Below are 21,981 nucleotides of genomic sequence, written 5' to 3' on the forward strand. Positions count from 1 at the left end.
ACCCCCGGATCTGCCTCAGATCCGGGGGTCCTGTGTTGGTGAGGGTCAGTCGTCCTGGTCGTCGGTGTCGTCCGCGTCGTCGTCCGACTGGTCGTCGGCACCGTCGTCGTCCTGGTCGTCGGCGTCGTCGGCATCGTCCCCAGAGGCGTCATCGGCCTGGTCGTCCGCGTCGTCATCGGACGCGTCGTCGTCGGCCTGGTCGTCCCCCTCCTGCTCGGCCGGGGCGGTCACCGAGGTCTCGTCGTCGCCGCCGTTCTCGCCGGAGTCGCTCTCGCCACCGCAGGCGGAGAGGGTCAGCACCGCCGCGGGCAGGGCGGCCACGCCGAGGAGTCGGGTCAAGGTCCTGTGCTGCGCTGAAGTGGTCATGTCTCGTTTGTATCTGCGGGAGGTGGCCGGGAGATGAGGCCTGGATGAGGAGACGCTCATGCCCCCGGGCGCTGACCTGCGGGGTCCGCGCCCGCCTGCGAGACCCAGCCCGTGATCACCATCGTGACCCTGGGCGGCGGCTTCTCCACCACCGAGGGGACCCTGACCCGGCTCGACCACTTCCTGCTGGCGCTCTGGCGGCGTCGGGAGGTGGTCGGCGCCGTGTCCGAGCGCTCCGGAGCCGGGGCGCGGTCCGGGGTGACGGGCCCGCCCTCAGGCCTCCCAGTCGACGGTCGCGAACAGGTCGTCCAGCGTCTCGGCGCGCCGGATCCGCGTGGTGCTGCCGTCCGGTCGCAGCAGGTACTCCGCTGAGCGGAGCTTGCCGTTGTAGTTGAAGCCCATCGAGTGGCCGTGGGCGCCGGAGTCGTGGAGGACGACGACGTCGCCCGGGTGCACCTCGGGCAACTCCCGGTCGATGGCGAACTTGTCGTTGTTCTCGCAGAGCGAGCCGGTGACGTCGTAGGTCCGGCGAGTCAGCGGGGAGTCCGCGTCCGCCGCCCGGTCCGCCTGGTCACCACCGGGCAGCACGGTGAGGTGGTGGTGGGCGCCGTACATCGCCGGGCGCATGAGGTCGCTCATCGAGGCGTCCAGGCCCACGTAGGACTTGTACTTCTCGGTCACCTGCCGCACCCGGGAGACGAGGTACCCGTGGGGACCCGTGACGGCCCGCCCGCACTCGAAGCGGATGCCCAGCCCCTCCAGCCCGGCCGGTCCCAGCACCTCGCGGTAGACTTCCTCGATGCCGGCGGAGACGGCCCGCAGGTCCATCGGCTCGTCGTCCGGGTGGTACGGGATGCCGATGCCGCCACCCAGGTTCACGAACTCCAGCCGGATGCCCAGCTCGGTGTGCAGCCGCACCGCGAGCTCGAAGAGCATCCGCGCGGTCTCGATGATGTAGTCGCCGTCGAGCTCGTTGCTCGCCACCATCGTGTGCAGGGCGAAGCGCTGCACGCCGCGGTCCCGGGCCTCCTGATAGGCGTCGACGAGCTGGTCGGTGGTGACGCCGTACTTGGCCTGCACCGGGTCGCCGATGAGGACGTTGCCGGTGCGCGCGGGCCCCGGGTTGTAGCGGAAGCTCAGCAGCTCGGGCAGGCCGCCGGCGGCCTCGGCGAGAGTCTCCAGGTGCGTGACGTCGTCCAGGTTCACCACCGCCCCCAGCTCGACGGCGCGGGCGAACTCCTCCGGCGGGGTGTCGTTCGAGGTGAACATGACCCGCTCACCGCGCAGGCCGATGCGGTCGCACAGCTCGAGCTCGGGCAGCGAGGAGCAGTCGGCCCCCATGCCCTCCTCGGCCAGCAGACGGACGATCGCCGGAGTGGGCGTCGCCTTGACGGCGAAGTGGTTGACGAAGCCCGGCGCCCAGGCGAACGCCTCGGTGAACGCGCGGGCGTTGGCGCGCAGCGCGGCCTCGTCGTAGAGGTGGAAGGGGGTGGGCAGCTCGTCGGCCAGGGCCACCACCTGCTCGGGGGAGGCCGGCAGCGGCTTGGCCGGGTGCAGCCGGTCGGAGAGGCGGACGTCGTGGGAGCGCTGGGCGGTGTCGCTCATCGGGTCTCCTGGAGGTCGGCGGTGCGGTCGGCCGGGGCGGTGACGGCGGCGGCGTTCTCACGCAGGGAGCGGACGGCGGCCTCTATCCCCTCGCGTCGCCCGAAGGCGCTGACGCGGACGTGTCCCTCGCCGGCGGAGCCGAACCCCGCCCCGGGGGTCACGACCACGTGCGCCTCGGTGAGCAGCCGGTCGAAGAACTCCCACGATCCCAGCCCGTGCGGGCAGCGCACCCAGAGGTAGGGCGCGTTGCGGCCGCCGGTGACCTCCAGCCCGAGGTCGGTGAGCGCCTCGCGCAGCACGGCCGCGTTGCCCATGTACCCGGCCACCAGCTCGGCGGACTCCGCGCGCCCGGCCTCGGAGAGGGCGGCCACGGCGCCGGACTGGGCGATGTTGCTGGCGCCGTTGAAGAAGGTGGACTGGCGGCGGTTCCACATGCGGTTCAGCTCGCCGGGCTCGGAGTCCGCGACGCGCAGCGCCTTCGGCACGACCGACCAGCCCAGCCGCACCCCGGTGAAGCCGGCGGACTTGCTCAGCGAGGTGAGCTCGATGGCGCACTCCCGCGCCCCGGGCACCTCGTAGATGCTGCGCGGCAGGTCGGGGTCGGTGATGTAGTCGGCGTAGGCGGCGTCGAACAGGATGACTGCGTCGTGGCGGCGGGCCCAGTCCACCCACGCGGCCAGCTGCTCGTGCGTGGCCACGGCGCCGGTCGGGTTGTTCGGGGAGCACAGGTAGACCACGTCGGCGGTGCCGTCGGTGGGCGGCTCGGCCAGCCAGCCGTTCTCCGGGGAGCCCTCCAGCAGCACGATCCCCTCGTAGGAGCCGGTGCGCTCGTCGGCCGGGCCGGTGCGGCCGTGGACGACGGTGGAGTCCACGTAGACCGGGTAGGCCGGGTCCTGCACCGCCACCACGGAGTCCGGCGCGAAGAGGCCCTGCAGGTTGGCGGCGTCGGCCTTGGCGCCGTCGGAGACGAACACCTCGTCGGGCTCGAGCTCCACCCCGCGCCGGGCGTAGTGGGCCACGATCGCCTCGCGCAGTGCGATCTCGCCCTGTTCGTCGCCGTAGCCGCTGTAGCCCTCGTCGGTGGCCAGGGCATCGACGCGGTCGTGCAGGCCCTGGACGACGGTGGGGCCGAGCGGCTGGGTGGTGTTGCCGATGCCCAGGCGGTGCACGGTCGTGCCGGGATTCGCCTCCTCGAACTCCCGCACGCGGCGGGCGATCTCGGGGAACAGGTAGCCGGCGGTCAGGGTGCGGTAGGCGGGGTTGGTGCGGGCCATGGGGTCCTCTCGGTGGGGACGGTGGTCGGGGTCGGTGCGCCGGTCTCAGACGCCGGCGAGCTCCAGTGCGCCGCGGGGGACGTCGAGCTGCTCCAGCGACTGCAGCAGCTGGGTGCGGTGGCCCTCGTCCTCGAGGGTGCACAGCGGCAGACGGAAGCTCTCGCGGCACCAGCCGTACTCGGCCAGGGCGGTCTTGATCGGGATGGGGTTGGTCTCCACGAAGCAGGCGGTCAGGAAGGCCGACAACCCGGCTTCGGCGCGGCGTGCGCTCGCGAGGTCGCCGTCCAGCGCGGTGCGCACCATCTGCGTCATCGCGGCCGGCAGCAGGTTGGACGCCACCGAGATGACGCCGTGTCCCCCGATGCCGACCAGGTCGAGTGCCAGGCCGTCGTCGCCGGCGAGCACGGTGAAGTCGTCGGGGGTGCGGGCCAGCACGTCCTTCATCTGGTCCAGTGAGCCGGAGGCCTCCTTGACCCCGACGACGTTGGGGCAGGCCTCCACCAGGCGCACGAGGGTGGGTGTCTCCAGGTTCACCGCCGAGCGGCCGGCGATGTTGTAGATGACCACCGGCACGGAGACCGACTCGGCCACGGCGCGGAAGTGCTCGAACAACCCCTTCTGGGTGGGTTTGTTGTAGTACGGGTTCACCGTCAGGATCGCGTCGGCTCCGGCCATCTCCGCGTGCTGGGAGAGTTGCACCGCCTCGGCCGTGGAGTTCGACCCGGTGCCGGCGATCACCGGCACCCGTCCGGCCGCGTGCTGCACGGTGAACGCGACGACGCCGTCGTGCTCGTGGTGGGTGAGGGTGGGGCTCTCGCCGGTGGTGCCGCACGGCACCAGGCCGTCGATGCCGGCCTCGATCTGGGCGTTGATCAGCTCACCGAGGGCGAGGGTGTCGACGCGTCCGTCGGCGTCGAAGGGGGTCACCAGCGCGGTGGGGGGGGGGGGGCGGGGGGGGGGGGCGGGGGGGGGGGGGCGGGGGGGGGGGGGGGGGGGGGGGGGGGGGGGGGGGGGGACCTCCGGTGGGTCGGTGGGTGAGGGGGGGTGGCTGCTGGTGCGGGGTTGTCTGAGGCGGGGCGGCGCGTGGGCCCGGCCTCAGCCGGGAGGTGGCGCGTGCTCCAGGCGGTCGCCGAGGAGCTCGTCGAAGCGCCACAGCCGCGTCGCGGGCGGGTCGGTGACCAGCCAGCTGGCTGTGCTCAGGGCACCGCGGGCGAAGCCGTCGCGACTGCGGGCCCGGTGGGTGAGCTCGAGGGTGTCCTCGGGGGAGTCGAACCAGACCGTGTGGGTTCCGGGGACGTGGCCGACCCGGGTGGAGGACAGGTGGACCTCGTCGTCACCGCGGGGGTGGTCGAGGCGGTCGGTGGTGACCCGCTGCGCACCGCGGCGCTCCTCCCAGCCGGAGCGCACCGCCTCGGCCACGTGGAGGGCGGTACCGCTGGGCGAGTCGGCCTTGCCGGTGTGGTGCACCTCGTGCACGCCGACGTCGTACTGGTCGAACGGGGCGATCAGGGAGGCGGCCCGCTCCACCACGCGCAGGAAGAGCGCGACGCCGGGGGAGAAGTTGCCGGCCCAGACCGCCGGTGCGCGGGCTCCGGCGAAGAGCTCCTCCGCCTCGGCCAGCCGGTCGGTCCACCCGGTGGTGCCGATGACGGCGGGCAGGTCACCGGCGGCGTAGCGCTGCAGGTGCTCCCACGCGGCATCGGGGTGGGAGAAGTCGATCCACACCTGCGGGGCGCGGGTGTCCCTCGCGGTCAGGGATCGGGCCTCCGCCAGCGAGCGGTGCGTGGCCGACGGCGAGCGGGGGTCGACCACGGTGGTGACCTCCATGCCCATCTCGGGGGCGAGCCGCTCCAGGGTGCGCCCCATGCGTCCGTGACCGACCAGGCCGATGCGCGGCGGCGTGGTCTGCGGGGCGGTGCTGGCGTGCTCTGGCATGCGGGGAGCCTAGTTCGCCAGATGGCTGAGTTTGGCGGAATTACGCGGATTTTCGGGCATCTCCGGGAACCCCGGAGGATCTTGCGCCGAGCCCCCTCGGCGGTGGAACTCTGCCGGTGGCGTCGGCGGTCCCGGCAACCCTGCGTCAGGCCGCGCGGCGGGTGGCCGGGTGGACGCCGTGGTGCTCCAGGGCCGTCCGCATGGCACCGGCGCTGTGGTGCACCCCGAACAGGGCGTGGCCCGGCTCGGCGATCCGGCCGTCGGCCAGCCGCGGCAGCTCCACCGGCGCGAAGCCGAGCCGCTCCACCACCCGGGCGACGGTGGCGCGGGCGGCGGGGTCGTCGCCGGCCACCAGGAGTGCCTGTGGACCCTCCGGGCCCGTGAACGGCCGCGGACCCCCGGCCCCGGCAGATGGCGCGGGGTCCCAGGGCCCGGCGAGGTCCCGGTAGGACAGGTGGTTGAGCGCCTTCACCACGTGTGCCCCGGCCAGGTGGTCGGCCACGGCCCCGCTCGTGCCATCGGGGTGCACCGCGGCCGGCAGCTCCTCGGCCGCGTCGCCCCAGGCGTTCATGGCGTCGACCACCACGCGGCCGGCCAGCGCCTCGCGGTCCAGCTCCTCGAGTCGCTCCAGCGGCAGTGCGAGCACGATCGGGGGCAGGCCCGCGCCCGGTGCCTCGGTTCCGGCCGGGTGCTCGCGGCCCGCCGCGGGCATCTCGTGCAGCCGGCGCCACAGCCCGACCTCCAGCCCGCAGCCGACGGCGCGCCGGGCCAGTGCCGTGCCGAGGCGCCCGGCACCCAGGACGTCCAGCTCCCTCATGCGCTACTCCCTCCGAGCAGACGCTGCGCTGCCAGGTCCACCAGCATGCCGACCAGTCCGATGAGCAGGATGACCACCAGCATCTCGTCGTAGGCCAGCCGGTCGCGAGCGTTCAGGATCTCGTACCCCAGTCCGCTGCGGACACCCAGCATCTCCGCCGGCACGAGCACCACCCACGCGATGCCGAGGGCCAGCCGGATGCCGTTGAGCACCTGCGGCCGGATCCCCGGCCAGACGACGGTGCGCAGCAGCTCGCCGCGGGAGGCCCCCAACGTGCGCGCCGCGGCCGTCCAGCTGGGCGGCAGGGTGCGGATGCCGTGGGCCGTGTTGAGCACGATCGGCCAGACGGCCGCCGCGGTGACGATGAAGACGACCGGTGCGGCGCCGATGCCGAAGGCCGCCACCGCGACCGGGGCCCACGAGAGCGGCGAGACCATGCGCAGGAACTGGATGCCGGGGGCGGCGGTCTCGCGCGCCCAGCGGCTGGACCCGACGACCGCCCCGACGGGCACGCCGATCACCACGGCCAGCGCCAGCCCGAGCAGCAGGCGCCACAGGCTCGCCGCCAGCCCGGGCAGCAGCGCGCCCCGGTCGGTGAGTTCGCCCAGCGCCGCGGGCATGCGCTCGGGACGCATGGCGGCGGCCATCGGGTCGGTGCGGCCGGCCACAGCGGTGAACGCCCACCACGCCAGCAGCAGGAGCACCACGCCGAGCAGGCCGCGGCCCAGGGTGCGGGTGCGGGTGGTCATGCGGCGTACTCCTCGGTGCGGGGCTGCAGGGCGGGTGATGCGGGGCCGTCGAGGTCCACCAGGGCGCGGTGGACGAAGCGGTCGTCGACGACCTGCCGGTGGACCGCGGACGGGTCCACGTCGCGCAGGAAGGCGTCCGGAGCGTCGACGACGGTCTCGCGCATCGCCTCCACCAGCCGGGTCGTGAACCCCTGCTGCGGCCAGGGGGTGAAGTCCAGGCGCTCGCCGTGCCAGTCCGGGTTGCGGACGGCGCCGGGATGGTCGTCGGCGTGCTGCTGCAGCGCGGCCTCGATGGCCGACGGGGGCTGCGGCAGGAAGCGGCCGGCCAGCACCGAGGCGGCCTGCGCGCGGTGGTCGTCGGTCCAGCGCCCCGCCTCGACCAGCCCGCGGGTGAAGCGCTGCAGCACCTCCGGGTGCTCCCGGGCCAATTCGCCGCGCACGACGGTGACGCAGCAGGCGTGCTGGCGCCAGACATCGCCCAGGAAGCGGTGGATGCGGCCGACGCCCTGCAGCGCGGCACCGGCGTTGAACGGGTCGGCCACCGTGAAGCCCTGCAGGGTGCCGCCGCCGAGGGCGGGCAGCATGTCCGAGGGCGCCATCGGCACCAGCGCGACCTCACCGCGGGCCGCCCGGGGCCGGCGGCGGATCACCGGGGTCAGGCCGGCGTCGCGCAGCATCTCCTGCACCACGACGTTGTGGACGGACCACCATGCGGGGATCGCCACGGTGCCGCCGGCCAGGTCGGCCAGCTCGCGGACGTCCGGGGCGACGGTGAGCGCCGAGCCGTTGACGTGGTTCCAGGCCACAACGGTGGTGTCGGCGCCCAGCCCCAGGCGCAGGTGCAGCGCCATCGGCATGAGCAGGTGCACCACGTCCACCTCGCCGGCCATGAGCGTCTCGGTGACCGAGGCCCAGGAGCGCAGCAGCACCGGGTCGGCCACGGAGACGCCGTGGCCGGAGAAGTGGCCCCCGGCGTGGCCGACGAGCAGCGGGGCGGCATCGGTGATGGGCAGGAAGCCGATGCGCAGCGGGTTCCCCGCGGTGCCGGCGCCGACCGGACGGCGCCCGGCGGCGTGCAGCCGTCCCCCGGCCCAGGCGGTCGCCCCGGTCCCGACCGCGGCGACCGTGCCCAGGAGCAGCTCCCGCCGGGCGAGGGAGGCCGTCAGCGGGCGCGGGGTCATGCGGCCACCGGGTGTCGTTCGTCGCGGTAGTGCGCGGCGAGCTCGTCCGCCAGGGCGCGCTGCCCCGCGGCGTCGGTGGGCCGCGTCCACCGGCCGGTGATGCCGTCGGCCCCGTCCAGGTGCACGACCTCGTCGCCGAGGCGGACCGCCTCCGGCACGTCGTGGGTCACCAGCAGGGCCGCCACGGACCGGGCGGCCAGCAGGTCCGCCAGCCAGCCCTGGAGCCGGTCGCGGGTCACCGGGTCGAGGGCGCCGAGGGGCTCGTCGAGCAGGAGCACCTCGGGGTCGACGGCCAGGGCCCGGCCGATGGCGGTGCGCTGGGCCTGACCGCCGGAGATCTCGTCCACCCGCGCGTCCGCGACGTGCTCGATGCCGAGCTCGGCCAGGAGCGCCTCGGGCTCCAGCCGGCGTGCACCGCGGTTGGCGCGGTAGCGGGTGCCGGCCAGCAGGTTCTGCCGCACCGTGAGCCAGGGGAACAGGGCGGGCTGCTGGAAGACGACCGCGGGCCGGCGGGCCCCGGGACGGCGCACCACCTCGCCGGCGGTGGGCTCGGTCAGGCCGGCCACCAGCCGCAGCAGGGTCGACTTGCCGCTGCCGCTGGGGCCGAGCACGGCCGTGGTGCGGCCGGGCACGAGCTCCAGGTCCACCCCGGCCACGGCGGGCGAGGTGGTGCCCGGGTGGGCGTAGGAGACCGCGCGCAGGCGGATCGCGGGCGCGGCGTCGACCGCCGCGCGCGGGTGCCGGCTCACGCCGCCTCGAGCCGGCGCAGCAGCACGCGCAGGTGCCCCTCGGTGGGGGACTGCACCGGCAGGAACTCGGCCTCCCGCACCCGGCGGCTGGTGCCGCTGCGCAGCGCGAAGCCGCGCCCGCCGGCCACCCGGCGCTCGAGCGTGGTGGTGCTGCCCGTCAGGTGGGCCGCGGCCAGCCGCAGGGAGACGATCTCGTGGCGGGTGGCCGTGTCGGGGGTGGCGGCCAGTGCGTCCAGTCGCCCGGTGAGCGCGTCGAGCTCAGCCGTCAGCGCCGCGTGGTCGTCGGAGAAGACCTCGGACTCCGGGCCCTGCAGGCACTGCTCCGCGGCGTCCAGGGCGGCGGCCGAGAGGCCCAGGCAGAAGGCCGACTGGAGGCCCAGCATCGGGGCCGTGACGCGCTCGCGCAGGGCGGCGCCGTCCTCGGTGAGCACCCGTTCGGGGCCGATCTCGACGCCCTCCAGGGTCAGTGATCCCGAGGCGGTGGCGTCCAGCGCGGTGAGCCCGGACAGGTGCCGCACCGACAGCGCGGCGTCGTCGGTGGCGACGCGCACCACGGACACGGCGTCGGCGGTGCCGGCCACGCGCACCGGCAGCACGACCTCGCCACCGGGCAGCAGGTTGGAGGCCCACGGGATCCGGCCGTCCAGGCGCAGCCCGCCGCCGGGCAGCGCCTGCGCCTCGACCGGCACGGGCCCCAGCCCGGCCGCCGCCTTGAACAGCGGAGCCATGGCCGAGGACAGCGGGACCTGCCCGGTCAGCGCGGCCTCGGGCAGCTCGGCGCCGGCCGCGTCGTGGTACTCGACGCCCATCCGGTGGCCCCAGAGGCTGAACGCCGTGGCCGTGCACCGCTCGCCCAGGGCGCGCAGGACGGCCACCTGACCGCGCAGGTCACCGGCGGTGGTGGCCCCGCCGCGGCCCAGCGAGAGCGCCCGGCCGGCGGCCTCGGCGAGTGAACGGAACGCGTCGCGCTCACCGCGGTCCACGGCCGCGGCGTGCTCGGAGGCGGCAGCCAGGAGCGCCGAGTGGTCCTCGTCGGTGGCCGGGGCGTCGCCGGGCATGGTGACCGTGGCGGGGGACGCGTCGGTGGCCGTCGTGCTCACCGACCGACCCCGCGCAGCAGGTCGGCGTCCAGCACGTGCAGGCGGTCGATGGGGGTGGAGACGGCCTCCCGCGCGCGGACGACGGCGTCGGTGTCCGGGGCGTCGTAGAAGCACAGGCACTTGGCGGTGTCCTCGCGGACGTAGGTGCGCAGGAAGGAGGTTTCCGGCACATCGGCGTACTTCGGGGCGTTCGCCTTCTTGCGCGCCAGGTAGGCGTCCATCGTCACCTCGGCGGGGATGTCCCACTCCACCAGGTAGCCGGCGGCCGGGCGGGCGGCCTTGACCTGCTCCAGCTCCGCGCCGACGAGGCGGACCTCGGCGGGCTCGGAGACCTCGGTGGCGGCGTCGCCGACGGTGGTGCGCAGCGCCTCGGCGGCACGGGCCGGGGCGTCGGGGGCGTCGTCACCGGCCTCGGCGATGACGAAGACGCGGCCGTGGTCGGAGGTCACCTGGGCCTCGACGAGCTCCAGGCCGGCCTCGCCCAGCCCGCCGGCCACCTCGTCCAGCACGGAGGTCACGGCCTCCTGGGTGTTCTCGGCGGGGACGATCTCGATCAGCTGCAGGCTCATGACTCTCCTTGGACGGGGTGGGCACCGGTCCCGGTGCCGCTCGGCACACAAGGATAAGCACGGGCACTGAGGATAAAAACCAGATGTGATGTATGGAACCTCACATCCCCTCGGTGCGGTGGGGCAGACTCGGATCGTGCCCCGACCGACCCGCTCCCTCGGCCCGTTCCTCGCGTGCGTCGCGCTCCTGGCCGGCTGCTCGACGGACGACCCCGACCCGGCCGGGGTCCCGCGCCCGGCGGCACCCGTCACCGACTCGGACGGTCGGGTGAGCCAGTGGACCGGCTGGCAGCACCACGGCAGCCACGAGCGGCAGCGCTACCGGCTGCTCCCCGGCGACGAGGGCGGTGGGGTCGCGGTGCTCGTGCACGGCGGCAGCTGGCACGCCGGCAGCGCCGACACCTACACCGCAGAGCGGTCGACCATGCACGTCCTGGTGGAGGCGCTCCACCAGGAGGGCTGGTGGGTGGTTGCGACCGAGTACCGCTACGCCGACCGCAGCCGCTGGCCCGCCACCGCGCAGGACGTCCACGCCTCCACCCGGGCGGGGGTGCACCTGGCGCGGGAGCGCGGGGCGGGCGACCGGCTGGTGATGATGGGCGACTCCGCCGGCGGCCACCTGGCGGCGTTCGAGGGGGTGACGCACCCGCAGCAGGTGGATGCGGTCGTCGCCTACTACGGCCTGCACGACTTCACGACCTCCGCCGAGCAGCGTGCCGAGCGGGACTGTCCGCCGATGAACGTGGGCGCTCCCAACCTCTTCGGGTCCGAGCCCACGACGCCGGAGCTGACCGCCCGGGCCCGCGAGGCCTCGCCGGTGCACCGGGTGGGTCGCGACAGCCCGCCGATGATGCTGCTGCACGGCACCGAGGACTGCGTCGTCCCGCCGCAGCAGTCCCGGCAGCTGCGTGACGCGCTGGCGGACTCGGGGGTCCCGGCGGAGCTGGTCGAGCTGGAGGGGGAGGGGCACGGTGGCCCGGCCTTCGTCACCCCCGACGGGACGCTGCCGCAGGTGCTCGGCTTCCTGGAGGAGCACGCTCCGGTGCGATGAGCGTGCTCTTGGGCGCGGGAGGATGGCGCCCATGGACGAGACGACCCGCCCCGACCTGCACGACGCCTCCGTCGACCCCGCCCCCACCGTGCGGGTGGGCGACCGGCGTTTCGGCGCCGGGTGCCCCGCGATCACCGTGCCGGTGATGGGCCGTGGGGTCGACGAGCTCGTCGCCGCCGTGGCGCGTGCGGCCACCACCCCGGCGGACCTGTTGGAGTGGCGCGTCGACCATCTGGAGGGGGCCGAGGCGCTCGCCGATGACGTGCCTGCCCTGCGTGACCTCGTGCGGCGGGTGACGCGGGCCGCGGGCGGGACGCCCCTGCTGGCGACCTACCGCACGCGTGGGCAGGGTGGCGAGGGCGACGCCTCCCCGGAGCAGTACCTCGCCCTGCTGGGGCGCCTGGTCGAGGCCGGTGGGGTCGACCTGCTGGATGTCGAGTTCGACCACCCCCACCGGGACGGGGCCCTGGCACAGGCACGGGCCACCGGGGTGCCCACCCTGGTGAGCCACCACGACTGGGACGGTCAGCCGGAGGCCACCGAGCTCCTCGGCTGGGTGGACCGCCTGCGCGCCACCGGGGCCGATGCCGTCAAGCTCGCGACGGCGCCGGCGGACGTCACGCAGTCGCTCGCGCTGCTGGAGGTGCTGGAGCGCTGCTCGCGCTCCGGGCAGCCCCTGGCGATGCTGGGCATGGGCGCCGCCGGGCAGTCGACCCGGCTGGTGGGACCGACCTGCGGGAGCCTCCTCACCTTCGCCCACGCCGGGGAGGCGAGCGCCCCCGGTCAGCTGGCGGTCGAGCTCGTGGCCGCTACGGTGGGGGCTCTGCGCGGCCCGAACGGGTCTGCGTGACCGGTCATCCCGATCCCCCGAGAGGACGCCATGCACCTCACGACGCCCCGAGCGATCGCCCTCGCTCTGAGCTCCGCCCTGGCGCTGGGCGCCTGCGGACAGGCCACCGGTGGTTCCGTGGAGGAGAACACGGAGTCCGTCTCCGCCGAGTCGTCGGGCACCGCCGAGTCCGGCAGTCCCGGGGACTCCTCGAGCGACTCGGAGGGCGGTTCCGGCGAGGAGTCCGCGACGACCGGCTCGGGTGACGAGTCGTCGGACGAGATGGGCTCGGGTACCGGGAGCCCGGACGGTCGGTCGCCCGAGGACGAGACCTCCGCCGGCGAGGGCGCCTCCGACGGCACCGACGAGCAGGCCACCGGCACCGCGCCGACGGGGGACCCGGAGCAGGCCCCGGGCGAGGAGACCTCCGCCGACGCCTCCACGCCGACCGACTCGGCCCCGGAGGACGCGGCGCCGACCGACTCGGCCCCGGAGGACACGGCGCCGACCACCGACGCCCCCGTCGACACCGCGCCGACCGGGTCGGACAGGAGCTCTCCCGCCGAGGACGGCGGAGCCGCCCCCACTGACGGGGTGGACGGCGGTGAGGCGTCCCTGGAGCCGGCACCGACGGAGGGCGGCACCAGCGCGCCGGTGCCGGGCGAGTCGGACGAGAGCGGCTCGTCCGACGGTTCCTCCGAGACCACCCCGAGCGAGTCGTCCAGCGGCCCGTCGTCCACCGGGGCCCCGAGCCCCAGCTCATCCTCCGGTGACGACGCGGCACCGGAGCCGGGCGTCTGGGGCGACTGGGTCTCCTACGGCTCGTCCTCCGACCAGCGCTACAAGATGCTGCCCGGTGAGCCCGGCAAGGACGTCGTCGTCCTAGTGCACGGCGGTGGTTGGGTCGGCGGCGACGCAGCGTCGTTCACCGACGAGAGCAGCCGCAAGAACGAGATCGTCCAGCGCCTGCACTCGCAGGGCCTGTGGGTCGCCACGGTCGAGTACCGCAAGGCCGACCAGAGCGAGTGGCCCGCCACGGCCGACGACGTCCACGACGGCGTGACCGCCGCGGTCGGCGAGGCCCGTGACGGCGGCGCCGGCCAGCAGGTGGGCCTGTTCGGTGACTCGTCCGGTGGCCACCTGGCGGCCCTGGAGGCCGTGCAGCACCCCGGCACGGTGGACGCCGTGGTCGGCTACTTCGGCATCTACGACCCGCTGACGGCCAAGGCCCAGCGCAAGGACATGTCGTGCCCGCCGGCCACCGCCGCGGAGGACCACCTGCTCATGCACGACGCCACGGACCCGGCGGTGCGCGACCGGCTGGAGGAGACGGCCTCGCCGGCCGCCCTGGCCACCTCCGAGGCCCCGCCGATGTTCATGCTCCACGGCACCGCCGACTGCGTGGCACCGGCCGAGCAGTCCCGGCAGATGCACCAGGCCCTGCAGGCCAAGGGCGTGAACTCCAAGCTCGAGGTGGTGAAGGGGGCCGACCACTCCCAGCCGGCCTTCTGGACCGAGGACCGGTACCTCAGTCAGGTGACCTCGTGGATGGCCGTCAACGGGGTCGACTGAACCGTAGGATCGCCCCATGCTGCGACGGACGATGCGAGACCTTCCCGCCATCAGGTGGCGCGACGAGAAGATCGAGGAGTGGCGGGAAGTTGCTCGCACCGAGAAGTCGGCGCGGCGCGCGGCCGAGCAGCGGGCGGGGGCGGCCGAGGCCGAGCTGGCGCGGCTGCGCGGGGCGGGGTCCACGGGTTGTGCCGCCCCCGTCTCGCGTCCGAGCACCACGCTGCCGTGCGGTGAGCCCCTGCTGGGTGCCGACAGCACCGTGACCCGGGACGACGACGGGACCATCCCTCGCGTCGAGTTCGGTCCGGACCTGGTGAAGGCCCTGGAGAAGGACGGGCACGTGCGCTCGTCCGGCGCCAGCGCGGGTGACGCGCGGGGCTACCCGAGCTTCTCCACCCACCTGCTCGAGCACCGTCGCTACCGCAAGCGCCTCAGCGACCAGGGGCTGAAGAACCACCCGCGTCGCGAGATCCCCAAAAAGCTGGAGAACTTCGCGCTGGCCGCCAGCCACGGCGTGCAGCCGCCCACGCTGTACGCCATCTGGCGCAAGGCCGAGGAGGTCGACCTCTCGGGTCTGCCGGACGAGTTCGTCCTGAAGTCCAACGGCGGTGCGGGCTCCCTGGGCGTGTACCCGCTGCGCCGGGTGCCGGGTGAGGAGGACACCTTCGAGGTGGCCGACGACACCCGCCGCCGGATCACCGGTGCCGAGGTCGTCGAGCGCCTGACGACCAACCGCAAGCTGTCGCGGCCGTGGTTCGCCGAGGAGCTGCTGGTGCCGGACGTCGGTGAAGGCGGCCTGCCCAGCGACTACAAGCTGTTCTCCTTCTATGGGAAGGTGGGCTTCGGCTTCACCCGGCACGCCCCCCTGCACCGCGGCGTCGAGGGCTGGCAGGACGCCCAGGAGTTCCGCTACTTCGACGGCGAGGGGCGCGACATCGAGATGCGCACCCGCCGGTCGCGCCGCGACGTGCCGATGAGCCCCCTGCTGCCGGAGATGATCGAGGCGGCCGAGCGGCTCTCGGCGGCCGTGCCGCTGCCCTTCGTGCGGGTGGACCTGTACGGCACCACCAAGGGCGTCGTGATGGGGGAGATCACCATGCTGCCGGGCAGCCACACCGACCTCCTGCCGCTGCAGGACGCGCGCCTGGGGCGGATGTGGGAGGAGGCCGAGATGCGCCTGCAGATCGACCTCGCCGTCAAGGGGCGCCCCTACCGCAACGTCGCCGGCAAGCACCCGGTCCCGGAGAACCTGCGCCGCTACCTGCCGAAGGGCTCCTGAGCCCGTCCACCGGCCCCGGAGCGGTGGACGGGCCGGACCGGTTCACCGCTCCGTGCCGGGAAGATCCACGTGCTGGGTGTCCGGGATCACGCCATGTCGGGCGACTCGACCGTAGTATCTCGTGAATGATCCGACGCACCCTGCGCGACCTGCCCGCCATCAAGTGGCGGGACGAGAAGATCGAGGAATGGCGCGAGCTCGCGCGTGAGCGCAAGGACGCGCTCCGTGCGGCCGAGAAGCGCGCCGAGGACGCCGAGCGACGGCTCCGGCAGGCCGGCGGGGGCTCCCCGCCCGACCGCTGCGGCCTCGGGCAAGGTCGTGGTGCCGGTCGGCGGCGCCGTCGTGACCGACTACCCGGCGACGACGCCGCGCGTCGACTGGGAGGAGTCGTTCACGCGGCAGATGAAGGACGCCGGGTTCGACCCCAGCGTCGGCGCCCGGGTGGGTGACCCCCGCGGCTACCCGAGCTTCGTCAGCAAGCTCTACGAGGCCCGTCGCTACCGGCAGCGTCTGGCCGACCAGGGGCTGAAGACCCACCCGCGGCGGCAGATCCCCAAGAAGCTGCAGAACTTCGCGCTGGCTGCCAGCCACGGCGTGCAGCCGCCGACGATCCTCGCCATTTGGCCCAAGAAGGAGGACATCGACCTGTCCTCCCTGCCGGACGAGTTCGTCGTCAAGTCCAACGGCGGTGCGGGATCGCGCGGCGTGTACCCGCTGCGTCGGGTGCCGGGCGAGCAGGACACCTACGAGATCACCGACGAGACCCGGCGCCGGGTGAAGGGGGCCGAGGTCGTCAAGAGCCTGACCACCGACCCCAAGCTCACCGGTCCGTGGTTCGCCGAGGAGCTGCTGGTTCCGGACGTCGGTGATTCCGCGCTGCCCAGCGACATCAAGATCTACGCCTTCTACGGGCAGCTCGGGTACGGCTTCACGCGCCGCGCGCCGCTGCACCGCGGTGCCGACGGCTGGCAGGACGAGCTCGAGTTCCGCTACTTCGACGGCGAGGGGCAGGACATCGAGATGCGCCAGGAGGCCTCGCGCACCGACATCCCGGTGAGCCCGGACCTGCAGACCATGCTCGAGTACGCCCGCAGACTCTCGGCCGCCGTGCCGCTGCCCTTCGTGCGGGTGGACCTGTACGGCACCACCAAGGGTGTGGTGATGGGTGAGATCACCCTGCTGCCGGGAGGCAACCAGCACTACCTGCCGCTGCAGGACGCGCGCCTGGGCAAGCTGTGGGAGGAGGCCGAGATGCGGCTGCAGATCGACCTCGCCGAGGGGCGGCCGTTCGCGATCCTGTCCGGTGACCACCCGGTGCCGGAGAACCTGCGGCCCTACCTGCCCGCCCGGAGCGCCTGACCGGAGGCACCCGCGCAGGACGGGAGGGGACGTGCCACCACGGCACGTCCCCTCCCGTCGTCTGCGGCAGCTGCCCCCGGCCCCGGGTGGGAGCAGGGGGCGTGGCCGTGGATCAGCCCATGTTGCTGCGACAGGCCTGGTCGACCTTGCCGAGCTGCTCGGAGACCGTGGGGTCGCTGGGGCCCTTGGCCTTGGCCATGGCGCCGGACAGGGAGGTGAAGGCGTCGCTGACCTCGGCCGGGGCCACCTTGGCGAGGTCCTTCAGGCCCGCGGCGCTGGCCTTCGGGTCGTCCAGGGCGCTCGGGTCGGCCATCGCGCCGGCCCAGTAGCCGCAGGCGTCCTGGGCGGACAGGGCATCGACCTTCTTGTCGATGCCCTTCATGTCCTTGAAGGTCGCGATGTCGAGGGCGGCGGAGTCACCGCCGGACTCGCCGGACCCGCTCTCGGCCGGGGCGCCCTCCTCGGCGTCGCCTCCGGACTCGGCGGGCGCGCTGCCCTCGGCCGGGGCCTCGGCGCCCGACTCGGCCGGGGTCTCCTCGGCCGGAGCGCTGTCCTCGGCGGGGGCGTCCGACTCGGCCTCCCCGGACTCGGCGGGCGCGCTCTCCTCGGCGGAGGTCTCGGAGCCGGTGGACTCCTCCTCGCCGCCTCCGTCCCCGCCGCCGCAGGCGCTGAGGGCCAGGACGGCCACGGGCACGGTGGCGACCCGCAGCAGGCGGCTCGAGAAGCGGGCGGGTCCGTTGCTCGGTGCGGTGTTCATGGCTCCTGCCTAGCATTCGGGCGTCCTGGTGGACGAATCACGGGCGCGCCCCGGGGCGTCGGGGAGGTCGCCAGAGCGGTCCGCGGATCACGCATACTTGCGCCATGATCCGCCGTGCCGTGCGCTCCCTTCCCCCGGTCCGCAACCGTGACCTCAAGATCGCCGAGCTCCGCGAGCAGCTGCGCACCAGCAAGGCGGAGGCCAACGACCTGCGGCGGCGGGTCCGGGCCACGGAGAAGGCCCGACGCGTGGCCGAGGAGAGACTGGAGCGTTCGAACCACCTCGGGCGGGTGGTGCGCGACCGCCCCGGTGCCATGCCCCGGGTCCGGCTCGGCACGGCCGTGCTGGAGCGGCTGCGGGCGGCCGGGTTCCGCCACACGGGCGGCACCGCGAAGGAGGACGCCCGCTCCTACGCCAGCTTCGTGACCAAGCTCTTCGAGGTGCGGCGCTACACCTACATCGTGCGCCGGCTGGGTGCCCCGCACCCGCGGCCCGAGGTCGCCAACAAGCTGCGCACCCTGGCCCTGGCGGCCAGCCACGGCGTCGGCATCCCGACGATCCACGGGCTCTGGGAGGACGCCCGCGAGATCGACCTGGCACCGCTGCCCGACGAGTTCGTGCTGAAGGCCAACCACGGTGCCGGCAGCCGGGGCGTCGTGCCGGTGCGCCGGGTGCCGGGTGAGCCGGACACCTACCGCCTGACCGACGACACCGACCGGGTGCTGTCCGGTGCCGAGGTGATCGCCTGGGTGACCAAGGACAACCTCTCGGGTCCTTGGTACGCCGAGGAGCTCCTCGTGGGCGACGACGGGTCCGGCGGCATCCCGCACGACTACAAGCTCTACTGCTTCTACGGCGAGGTGGCCGGGGGCTTCGTGCGCCGGGCCGGTGCGCACTTCGGGGTCGAGGAGTTCGCCGACGAGGTCCGCTTCCACTACTTCGACGGCGAGGGGAAGGACCACGTCTGGCGCCAGGAGCGCGTCGACCAGTCGATCCCGCTCTCGCCGCAGCTGCCGGAGATCCTGCGCAGCGCCCAGCTCCTGTCCACGGTGGTGCCCCTGCCGTTCATCCGGGTGGATCTCTACGCGACCACCCGCGGCGTGGTCATGGGCGAGCTGACCCTCGGCCCGGGCGGCGCCCAGTACCTGCGGGCCGAGGAGGACGTCCGCTTCGGCCGGATGTGGGACGCGGCGCAGGTGCGACTGGAGACCGACCTGTTCGCCGGCGAGCGCCCCTACGACATGGTGGTCGGCGACCACCCGGTGCCGGAGCTGCTGCAGCCCTACCTGCCGCGTCGCTGAGGGAGCGCGCTCAGAGCCAGCCGTTGTCCCGGGCCGTCGTGGCCGCGCCGGCGCTGGTGCGTGCCCCGGTCTTGCCGATCGCCGAGGACAGGTGGTTGCGCACCGTCCCGGGTGACAGGAACAGGGCCGCGGCGATCTCGCTCGAGCTGCGGCCGTCCGCGGCCAGCCGCAGCACGTCGGTCTCGCGCGCCGTCAGCGGGTTGGGCCCGGCCAACGCCGAGGCGGTCGCGAGCTCGGTATCGACGGTGCGCAGCCCGGCGTGGGTGCGGCGCACGGCCTCGACGAGCTCGGCCGGCGGGCAGTCCTTGACCACGAACCCGCTGGCGCCCGCGTCGAGCGCACGCCGCAGGTAGCCGGGGCGCCCGAAGGTCGTCACCACCAGCACGCGCGGCCGGCCGGGGCACGCCACCAGCCCGGGCAGGGCCTCGATGCCGCCGCCCCTGGGCATCTCGATGTCCAGGAGCACCACGTCCACCGGGTGCTCGGCGGCGAACCCGACGGCGGCGGGCCCGTCGGCCACCTGCCCGACCACGGTCAGGTCGTCCTCGAGGTCCAGCAGCGCCGCGAGGGCGCCCCGGACCAGGGCCTGGTCGTCGACCACCAGGATGCGGATCATCAGGACTCCTCCGGGAAGGTGAGGGTGAGGCGGGTGCCGGGCGAGGCGTCGGTCCAGCGGGCGGCGCCCCCGATGGCCTCGGCGCGCTCGCGGATGCCGGCCATGCCGTGACCGGCGCGGAAACCGGTGGGCGCACCGTGGCCGTCGTCGACGACCTCCACCCGGTCGGCGGCGAGACGGACCGTGAGCCTCTCGGCGTCCGCGTGGCGCACCGCGTTCGTCACCGCCTCGCGCACCACCCAGGCGCTGACCGGGCGGAAGCGGGGCGGGATGAGGGAGGCGTTGCCCTCCACCGCGAGCACCGTCCCGGCGCTGCCGGCGAGGTCGGCGGCCCGGTCGAGCTCGGTCTCCACTAGGGGCGAGCGGAGGCCCACCACCGTGGACCGGGCCTCGGCGAGCGCCTGCCGGGCCAGCTCGGCGACCTCCGCGACCTCGGCGCGCGCCCGCTCGTCGTCGCGGCCGATGAGGCGTTCGGTCAGGTCGGCCTTGAGCACGATCGCGGTCAGCGAGTGCCCGAGCACGTCGTGCACGTCGCGGGCCACACGCTCGCGCTCGGCGCTCACCGCGTAGGCGGTCCGGACCTCCTGCAGCTCGCTGCCGCGGGCGTCCATCTGACGCATGGCCAGCATGCCCAGCCCGACCGGGAGCGTGACGGTGAGGAACCACGTCGCCTCCGGGTGCCCGAGCAGAAGGGTGACCAGGGGCGAGAGGGCACACAGGAGCGTCACCGGCAGGTGGGTCGGGCGGGGCAGGTGCAGTGCGGAGTGCACGGCCACGTAGGGCATGAGGCCGAGGGCCCCCGCACCCAGCAGGGGGACGGTGGCGGCGGTCAGGAGGAGCAGCCCGGCCAGCACCCACCACGGGTGCCGCTCGGTGTAGCCGACCAGGTAGAGCACCACGAAGACGCCGATGGCCGTGAGGGTGCCGGCGACCGGGAGCGTGCCGGCGTCGGACCCGAGCACCCCGAGGACGGGGTAGATGAGGAAGACCAGGAAGGTCACCGCGATGGCCAGCGACCACCGGGTCCACGGTTCCTCGGTGAGTGCCGCGAGACGTGCCGGGTGTTCGGACCCGGTCGCAGCGCCCCCGTCGCCGGTCACTGGCGCCCCGACGACCGGCGCATCATCAGTGCACACGCTGCGCCCAGGATCACGAACCATGCGGCCATGTTCGCGTACACCTGCCAGGCCGGCACGGAGGTGGTCGGGTCGAGCCAGCCGTCGGTGATCGGCCGGTTGGCCGCGTTGACCACGCCGAACATCGGCGTGAAGCGTGCCAGGTCCAGCAGCCAGCCGGAGAGCGGCATGAAGATGTTGCCCAGGAAGGCGAACACCACCAGCGAGCCGGTGGCGATGCCGATGGAGGCGTCCGACCGGATGAGCAGGGCCATGAGCAGCCCGAAGAGGGCGAAGAGCGACGACCCGAGCCAACCGACGAGGCCGGCCCTCAGCCAGGTGCCTAGGAAGGCCTCGGCGCCGGTGGCGGCCGCGATGCTGAGCACGAGTACCATCGGGGCGGCGGCCACGACGAGCGCGGTCACCACCTTCTGCAGGGCGAAGCCCAGGGGTGAGAGGGGCGTGAGGAGCACCTGGCGGGTCCACCCCTGCTGCTTCTCCCAGGCGGTCAGGGCACCGATGGAGGTGCAGGCCGTGCACGCACCATAGGTGGCCAGGTTCACGGCGATGAGCGCGTCGACGTCCCCGCCCGGCAGGGGGAAGCCGGTGTCCTCCTGGCTCGCCGAGAAGATCAGGTACATGAACACCGGCAGGCCGATGGTGAACACCAGGTTGGAGACGTTGCGCAGGATCCGCACGGTGTCGATGCGCAGGTAGGTGGGGGAGAAGGACATGGACATGGGGGCTCCTGGTGGGTGCTGGGGGTGGTGGGGTGCCGGTGGTTCGTCCGGTGACCTGCGCTCGCTCAGTCCTGCGCGGCGCGGGTGAGCTCGGCGAAGGCCTCGTCGAGACCGAGCGGCACCACCTCGAGGTTGCGCCCGCCCCAGTCGGAGAGGGCCCGGACCGCGAGCCGGTCGGAGTCCGTGGTGCGCATCTCGACGCGGGTGGGTGTGACGGCGGTGGCCAGTGAGACGGTGGCATCGCCCCGCAGACCGTGTAGCACGCGCTCCGCGTCGGGCACGTCGCAACGCAGCACCCGGCCGGGCACCTGGGCGCGGACGGCGGCGGTGGTGTCGTCGGCGATGACGCGGCCGCCGGCCATCAGCACGGTGCGGGGCGCGTACTCCTCGGCCTCGGCCAGGTAGTGGGTGGCGAACACGATGGTGCGGCCCGCACGGGCCTCGTCGCGCACCGCGTGCCAGAACTCCTGCCGGGCGGTCACGTCCATGCCGGCCGTCGGCTCGTCGAGCACCATGAGGTCCGGGTCCGGCAGCAGGGCCAGCGCGAACCGGAGCCGTTGGCGCTCGCCGCCGCTGCACTTGCCCACCCGACGGCGGGCCAGCGGCGCCAGGCCGACGCGCTCCAGGACCTCGGCGCACCCGGCCGCGCCGATGCCGTGCAGACTGCCCACGCTGCGGACCGTCTCGGCGACGGACAGGTCGTCCAGCATCGCGCCGAACTGCAGCATCGCGCCGATGCGGCCGTGGCGGACGGCTGTCGCGGGGTCCTCACCGCAGACGCGGACCGTGCCGGAGTCGGGGCTCTGCAGGCCCATCGCGATGTCGAGCGTGACCGACTTGCCAGCACCGTTGTGGCCCAGCAGGGCGACCACCTCGCCACGGCGGACGGTCAGGTCGACGCCCTGCACGGCCTCGACGCGTCGGCCCCCGCGACCGTAGGACTTCGTGATGCCGGTGAGCTCCAGTACGGGCTCCTCGCCGGGGCCCGGGACGGTGTCGTTCTGCATGTCCTCCACG

The 21,981-nt window shown here is 74.1% G+C and carries 23 protein-coding genes; 7 read left to right on the forward strand and 16 right to left on the reverse strand.

What is annotated here, in order from left to right; all coding sequences use genetic code 11:
* Positions 1 to 45: 45 nt before the first annotated feature.
* The 11 genes from ACY8FT_RS10175 to ACY8FT_RS10225 all read right to left on the reverse strand — a co-directional run bounded on the left by ACY8FT_RS10175 (position 46) and on the right by ACY8FT_RS10225 (position 10,345).
* Complete coding sequence (locus ACY8FT_RS10175) at positions 46 to 366, reverse strand: hypothetical protein (protein WP_462418779.1); 321 nt, start codon at positions 364 to 366, stop codon at positions 46 to 48.
* A 273-nt stretch (positions 367 to 639) separates the two neighbouring features.
* Complete coding sequence (locus tag ACY8FT_RS10180; protein ID WP_462418780.1) at positions 640 to 1,971, reverse strand: diaminopimelate decarboxylase family protein; 1,332 nt, start codon at positions 1,969 to 1,971, stop codon at positions 640 to 642.
* The gene (locus ACY8FT_RS10185) at positions 1,968 to 3,245 is read right to left on the reverse strand and encodes an LL-diaminopimelate aminotransferase (protein ID WP_462418781.1); all 1,278 of its coding nucleotides are present in this window, start codon (positions 3,243 to 3,245) and stop codon (positions 1,968 to 1,970) included. The genes ACY8FT_RS10180 and ACY8FT_RS10185 overlap by 4 nt, the downstream gene beginning before the upstream one ends.
* A 45-nt stretch (positions 3,246 to 3,290) precedes the next feature.
* Positions 3,291 to 4,172 (reverse strand): 4-hydroxy-tetrahydrodipicolinate synthase, encoded by an 882-nt coding sequence (dapA, locus tag ACY8FT_RS10190; RefSeq protein WP_462418782.1) that lies wholly within the window; start codon positions 4,170 to 4,172, stop codon positions 3,291 to 3,293.
* Positions 4,173 to 4,340: 168 nt separating this feature from the next.
* Positions 4,341 to 5,180 carry a 4-hydroxy-tetrahydrodipicolinate reductase gene (gene dapB, locus ACY8FT_RS10195; protein ID WP_462418783.1) on the reverse strand — a complete coding sequence of 280 codons (840 nt, stop codon included), beginning with the start codon at positions 5,178 to 5,180 and terminating at the stop codon, positions 4,341 to 4,343.
* Between the two features lie 145 nt (positions 5,181 to 5,325).
* Complete coding sequence (locus ACY8FT_RS10200; RefSeq protein WP_462418784.1) at positions 5,326 to 5,997, reverse strand: NADPH-dependent F420 reductase; 672 nt, start codon at positions 5,995 to 5,997, stop codon at positions 5,326 to 5,328.
* Complete coding sequence (locus ACY8FT_RS10205; RefSeq protein WP_462418785.1) at positions 5,994 to 6,746, reverse strand: ABC transporter permease; 753 nt, start codon at positions 6,744 to 6,746, stop codon at positions 5,994 to 5,996. Before ACY8FT_RS10205 ends, ACY8FT_RS10200 begins: the two co-directional genes overlap by 4 nt.
* A complete protein-coding gene (locus ACY8FT_RS10210) occupies positions 6,743 to 7,927 on the reverse strand; it encodes an ABC transporter substrate-binding protein (protein ID WP_462418786.1) in 1,185 nt (394 codons plus the stop codon). Before ACY8FT_RS10210 ends, ACY8FT_RS10205 begins: the two co-directional genes overlap by 4 nt.
* The gene (locus ACY8FT_RS10215; RefSeq protein ID WP_462418787.1) at positions 7,924 to 8,676 is read right to left on the reverse strand and encodes an ABC transporter ATP-binding protein; all 753 of its coding nucleotides are present in this window, start codon (positions 8,674 to 8,676) and stop codon (positions 7,924 to 7,926) included. The genes ACY8FT_RS10210 and ACY8FT_RS10215 overlap by 4 nt, the downstream gene beginning before the upstream one ends.
* Entirely contained in the window at positions 8,673 to 9,776 is a 1,104-nt protein-coding gene (locus tag ACY8FT_RS10220; protein WP_462418788.1) for an acyl-CoA dehydrogenase family protein, read from the reverse strand. The genes ACY8FT_RS10215 and ACY8FT_RS10220 overlap by 4 nt, the downstream gene beginning before the upstream one ends.
* Positions 9,773 to 10,345: a DUF4242 domain-containing protein gene (locus tag ACY8FT_RS10225; RefSeq protein ID WP_462418789.1), complete on the reverse strand. Its 573-nt coding sequence runs from the start codon at positions 10,343 to 10,345 to the stop codon at positions 9,773 to 9,775. The genes ACY8FT_RS10220 and ACY8FT_RS10225 overlap by 4 nt, the downstream gene beginning before the upstream one ends.
* A 136-nt stretch (positions 10,346 to 10,481) precedes the next feature.
* Here ACY8FT_RS10225 and ACY8FT_RS10230 point away from each other — a divergent pair, with 136 nt between their 5' ends.
* From ACY8FT_RS10230 to ACY8FT_RS10255, 6 genes are all read left to right on the forward strand, one after another.
* On the forward strand, positions 10,482 to 11,396 hold the full coding sequence (locus tag ACY8FT_RS10230; RefSeq protein ID WP_462418790.1) for an alpha/beta hydrolase fold domain-containing protein: 915 nt from the start codon (positions 10,482 to 10,484) through the stop codon (positions 11,394 to 11,396).
* Between the two features lie 31 nt (positions 11,397 to 11,427).
* Entirely contained in the window at positions 11,428 to 12,246 is an 819-nt protein-coding gene (aroD, locus tag ACY8FT_RS10235; protein ID WP_462418791.1) for a type I 3-dehydroquinate dehydratase, read from the forward strand.
* 30 nt (positions 12,247 to 12,276) lie between these two features.
* Positions 12,277 to 13,797, forward strand: a complete 1,521-nt coding sequence (locus ACY8FT_RS10240; protein WP_462418792.1) for an alpha/beta hydrolase — start codon at positions 12,277 to 12,279, stop codon at positions 13,795 to 13,797.
* Between the two features lie 16 nt (positions 13,798 to 13,813).
* The gene (locus tag ACY8FT_RS10245; protein WP_462418793.1) at positions 13,814 to 15,076 is read left to right on the forward strand and encodes an ATP-grasp fold amidoligase family protein; all 1,263 of its coding nucleotides are present in this window, start codon (positions 13,814 to 13,816) and stop codon (positions 15,074 to 15,076) included.
* A 125-nt stretch (positions 15,077 to 15,201) separates the two neighbouring features.
* The gene (locus tag ACY8FT_RS10250; protein ID WP_462418794.1) at positions 15,202 to 15,525 is read left to right on the forward strand and encodes a hypothetical protein; all 324 of its coding nucleotides are present in this window, start codon (positions 15,202 to 15,204) and stop codon (positions 15,523 to 15,525) included.
* Positions 15,419 to 16,435: an ATP-grasp fold amidoligase family protein gene (locus ACY8FT_RS10255; protein WP_462418795.1), complete on the forward strand. Its 1,017-nt coding sequence runs from the start codon at positions 15,419 to 15,421 to the stop codon at positions 16,433 to 16,435. Before ACY8FT_RS10250 ends, ACY8FT_RS10255 begins: the two co-directional genes overlap by 107 nt.
* 112 nt (positions 16,436 to 16,547) lie before the next feature.
* Here the strand turns inward: ACY8FT_RS10255 and ACY8FT_RS10260 are convergent, their stop codons facing one another.
* Entirely contained in the window at positions 16,548 to 17,192 is a 645-nt protein-coding gene (locus tag ACY8FT_RS10260; protein WP_462418796.1) for a hypothetical protein, read from the reverse strand.
* A gap of 104 nt (positions 17,193 to 17,296) precedes the next feature.
* On the opposite strand from ACY8FT_RS10260, the gene ACY8FT_RS10265 reads away from it, so the two are divergent.
* On the forward strand, positions 17,297 to 18,493 hold the full coding sequence (locus ACY8FT_RS10265; protein ID WP_462418797.1) for an ATP-grasp fold amidoligase family protein: 1,197 nt from the start codon (positions 17,297 to 17,299) through the stop codon (positions 18,491 to 18,493).
* A gap of 10 nt (positions 18,494 to 18,503) precedes the next feature.
* On the opposite strand, the gene ACY8FT_RS10270 is transcribed toward ACY8FT_RS10265, so the two are convergent.
* The 4 genes from ACY8FT_RS10270 to ACY8FT_RS10285 form a co-directional block, all read right to left on the reverse strand.
* Positions 18,504 to 19,109, reverse strand: coding sequence for a response regulator (locus ACY8FT_RS10270; RefSeq protein ID WP_462418798.1), 606 nt, complete (start codon positions 19,107 to 19,109; stop codon positions 18,504 to 18,506).
* The gene (locus ACY8FT_RS10275; RefSeq protein ID WP_462418799.1) at positions 19,109 to 20,269 is read right to left on the reverse strand and encodes a sensor histidine kinase; all 1,161 of its coding nucleotides are present in this window, start codon (positions 20,267 to 20,269) and stop codon (positions 19,109 to 19,111) included. Before ACY8FT_RS10275 ends, ACY8FT_RS10270 begins: the two co-directional genes overlap by 1 nt.
* Complete coding sequence (locus ACY8FT_RS10280) at positions 20,206 to 20,964, reverse strand: ABC transporter permease (protein WP_462418800.1); 759 nt, start codon at positions 20,962 to 20,964, stop codon at positions 20,206 to 20,208. Before ACY8FT_RS10280 ends, ACY8FT_RS10275 begins: the two co-directional genes overlap by 64 nt.
* A gap of 65 nt (positions 20,965 to 21,029) precedes the next feature.
* Positions 21,030 to 21,971, reverse strand: coding sequence for an ABC transporter ATP-binding protein (locus ACY8FT_RS10285; protein ID WP_462418801.1), 942 nt, complete (start codon positions 21,969 to 21,971; stop codon positions 21,030 to 21,032).
* Positions 21,972 to 21,981 lie beyond the last annotated feature (10 nt).

Source organism: Kytococcus sp. Marseille-QA3725, assembly GCF_054950055.1.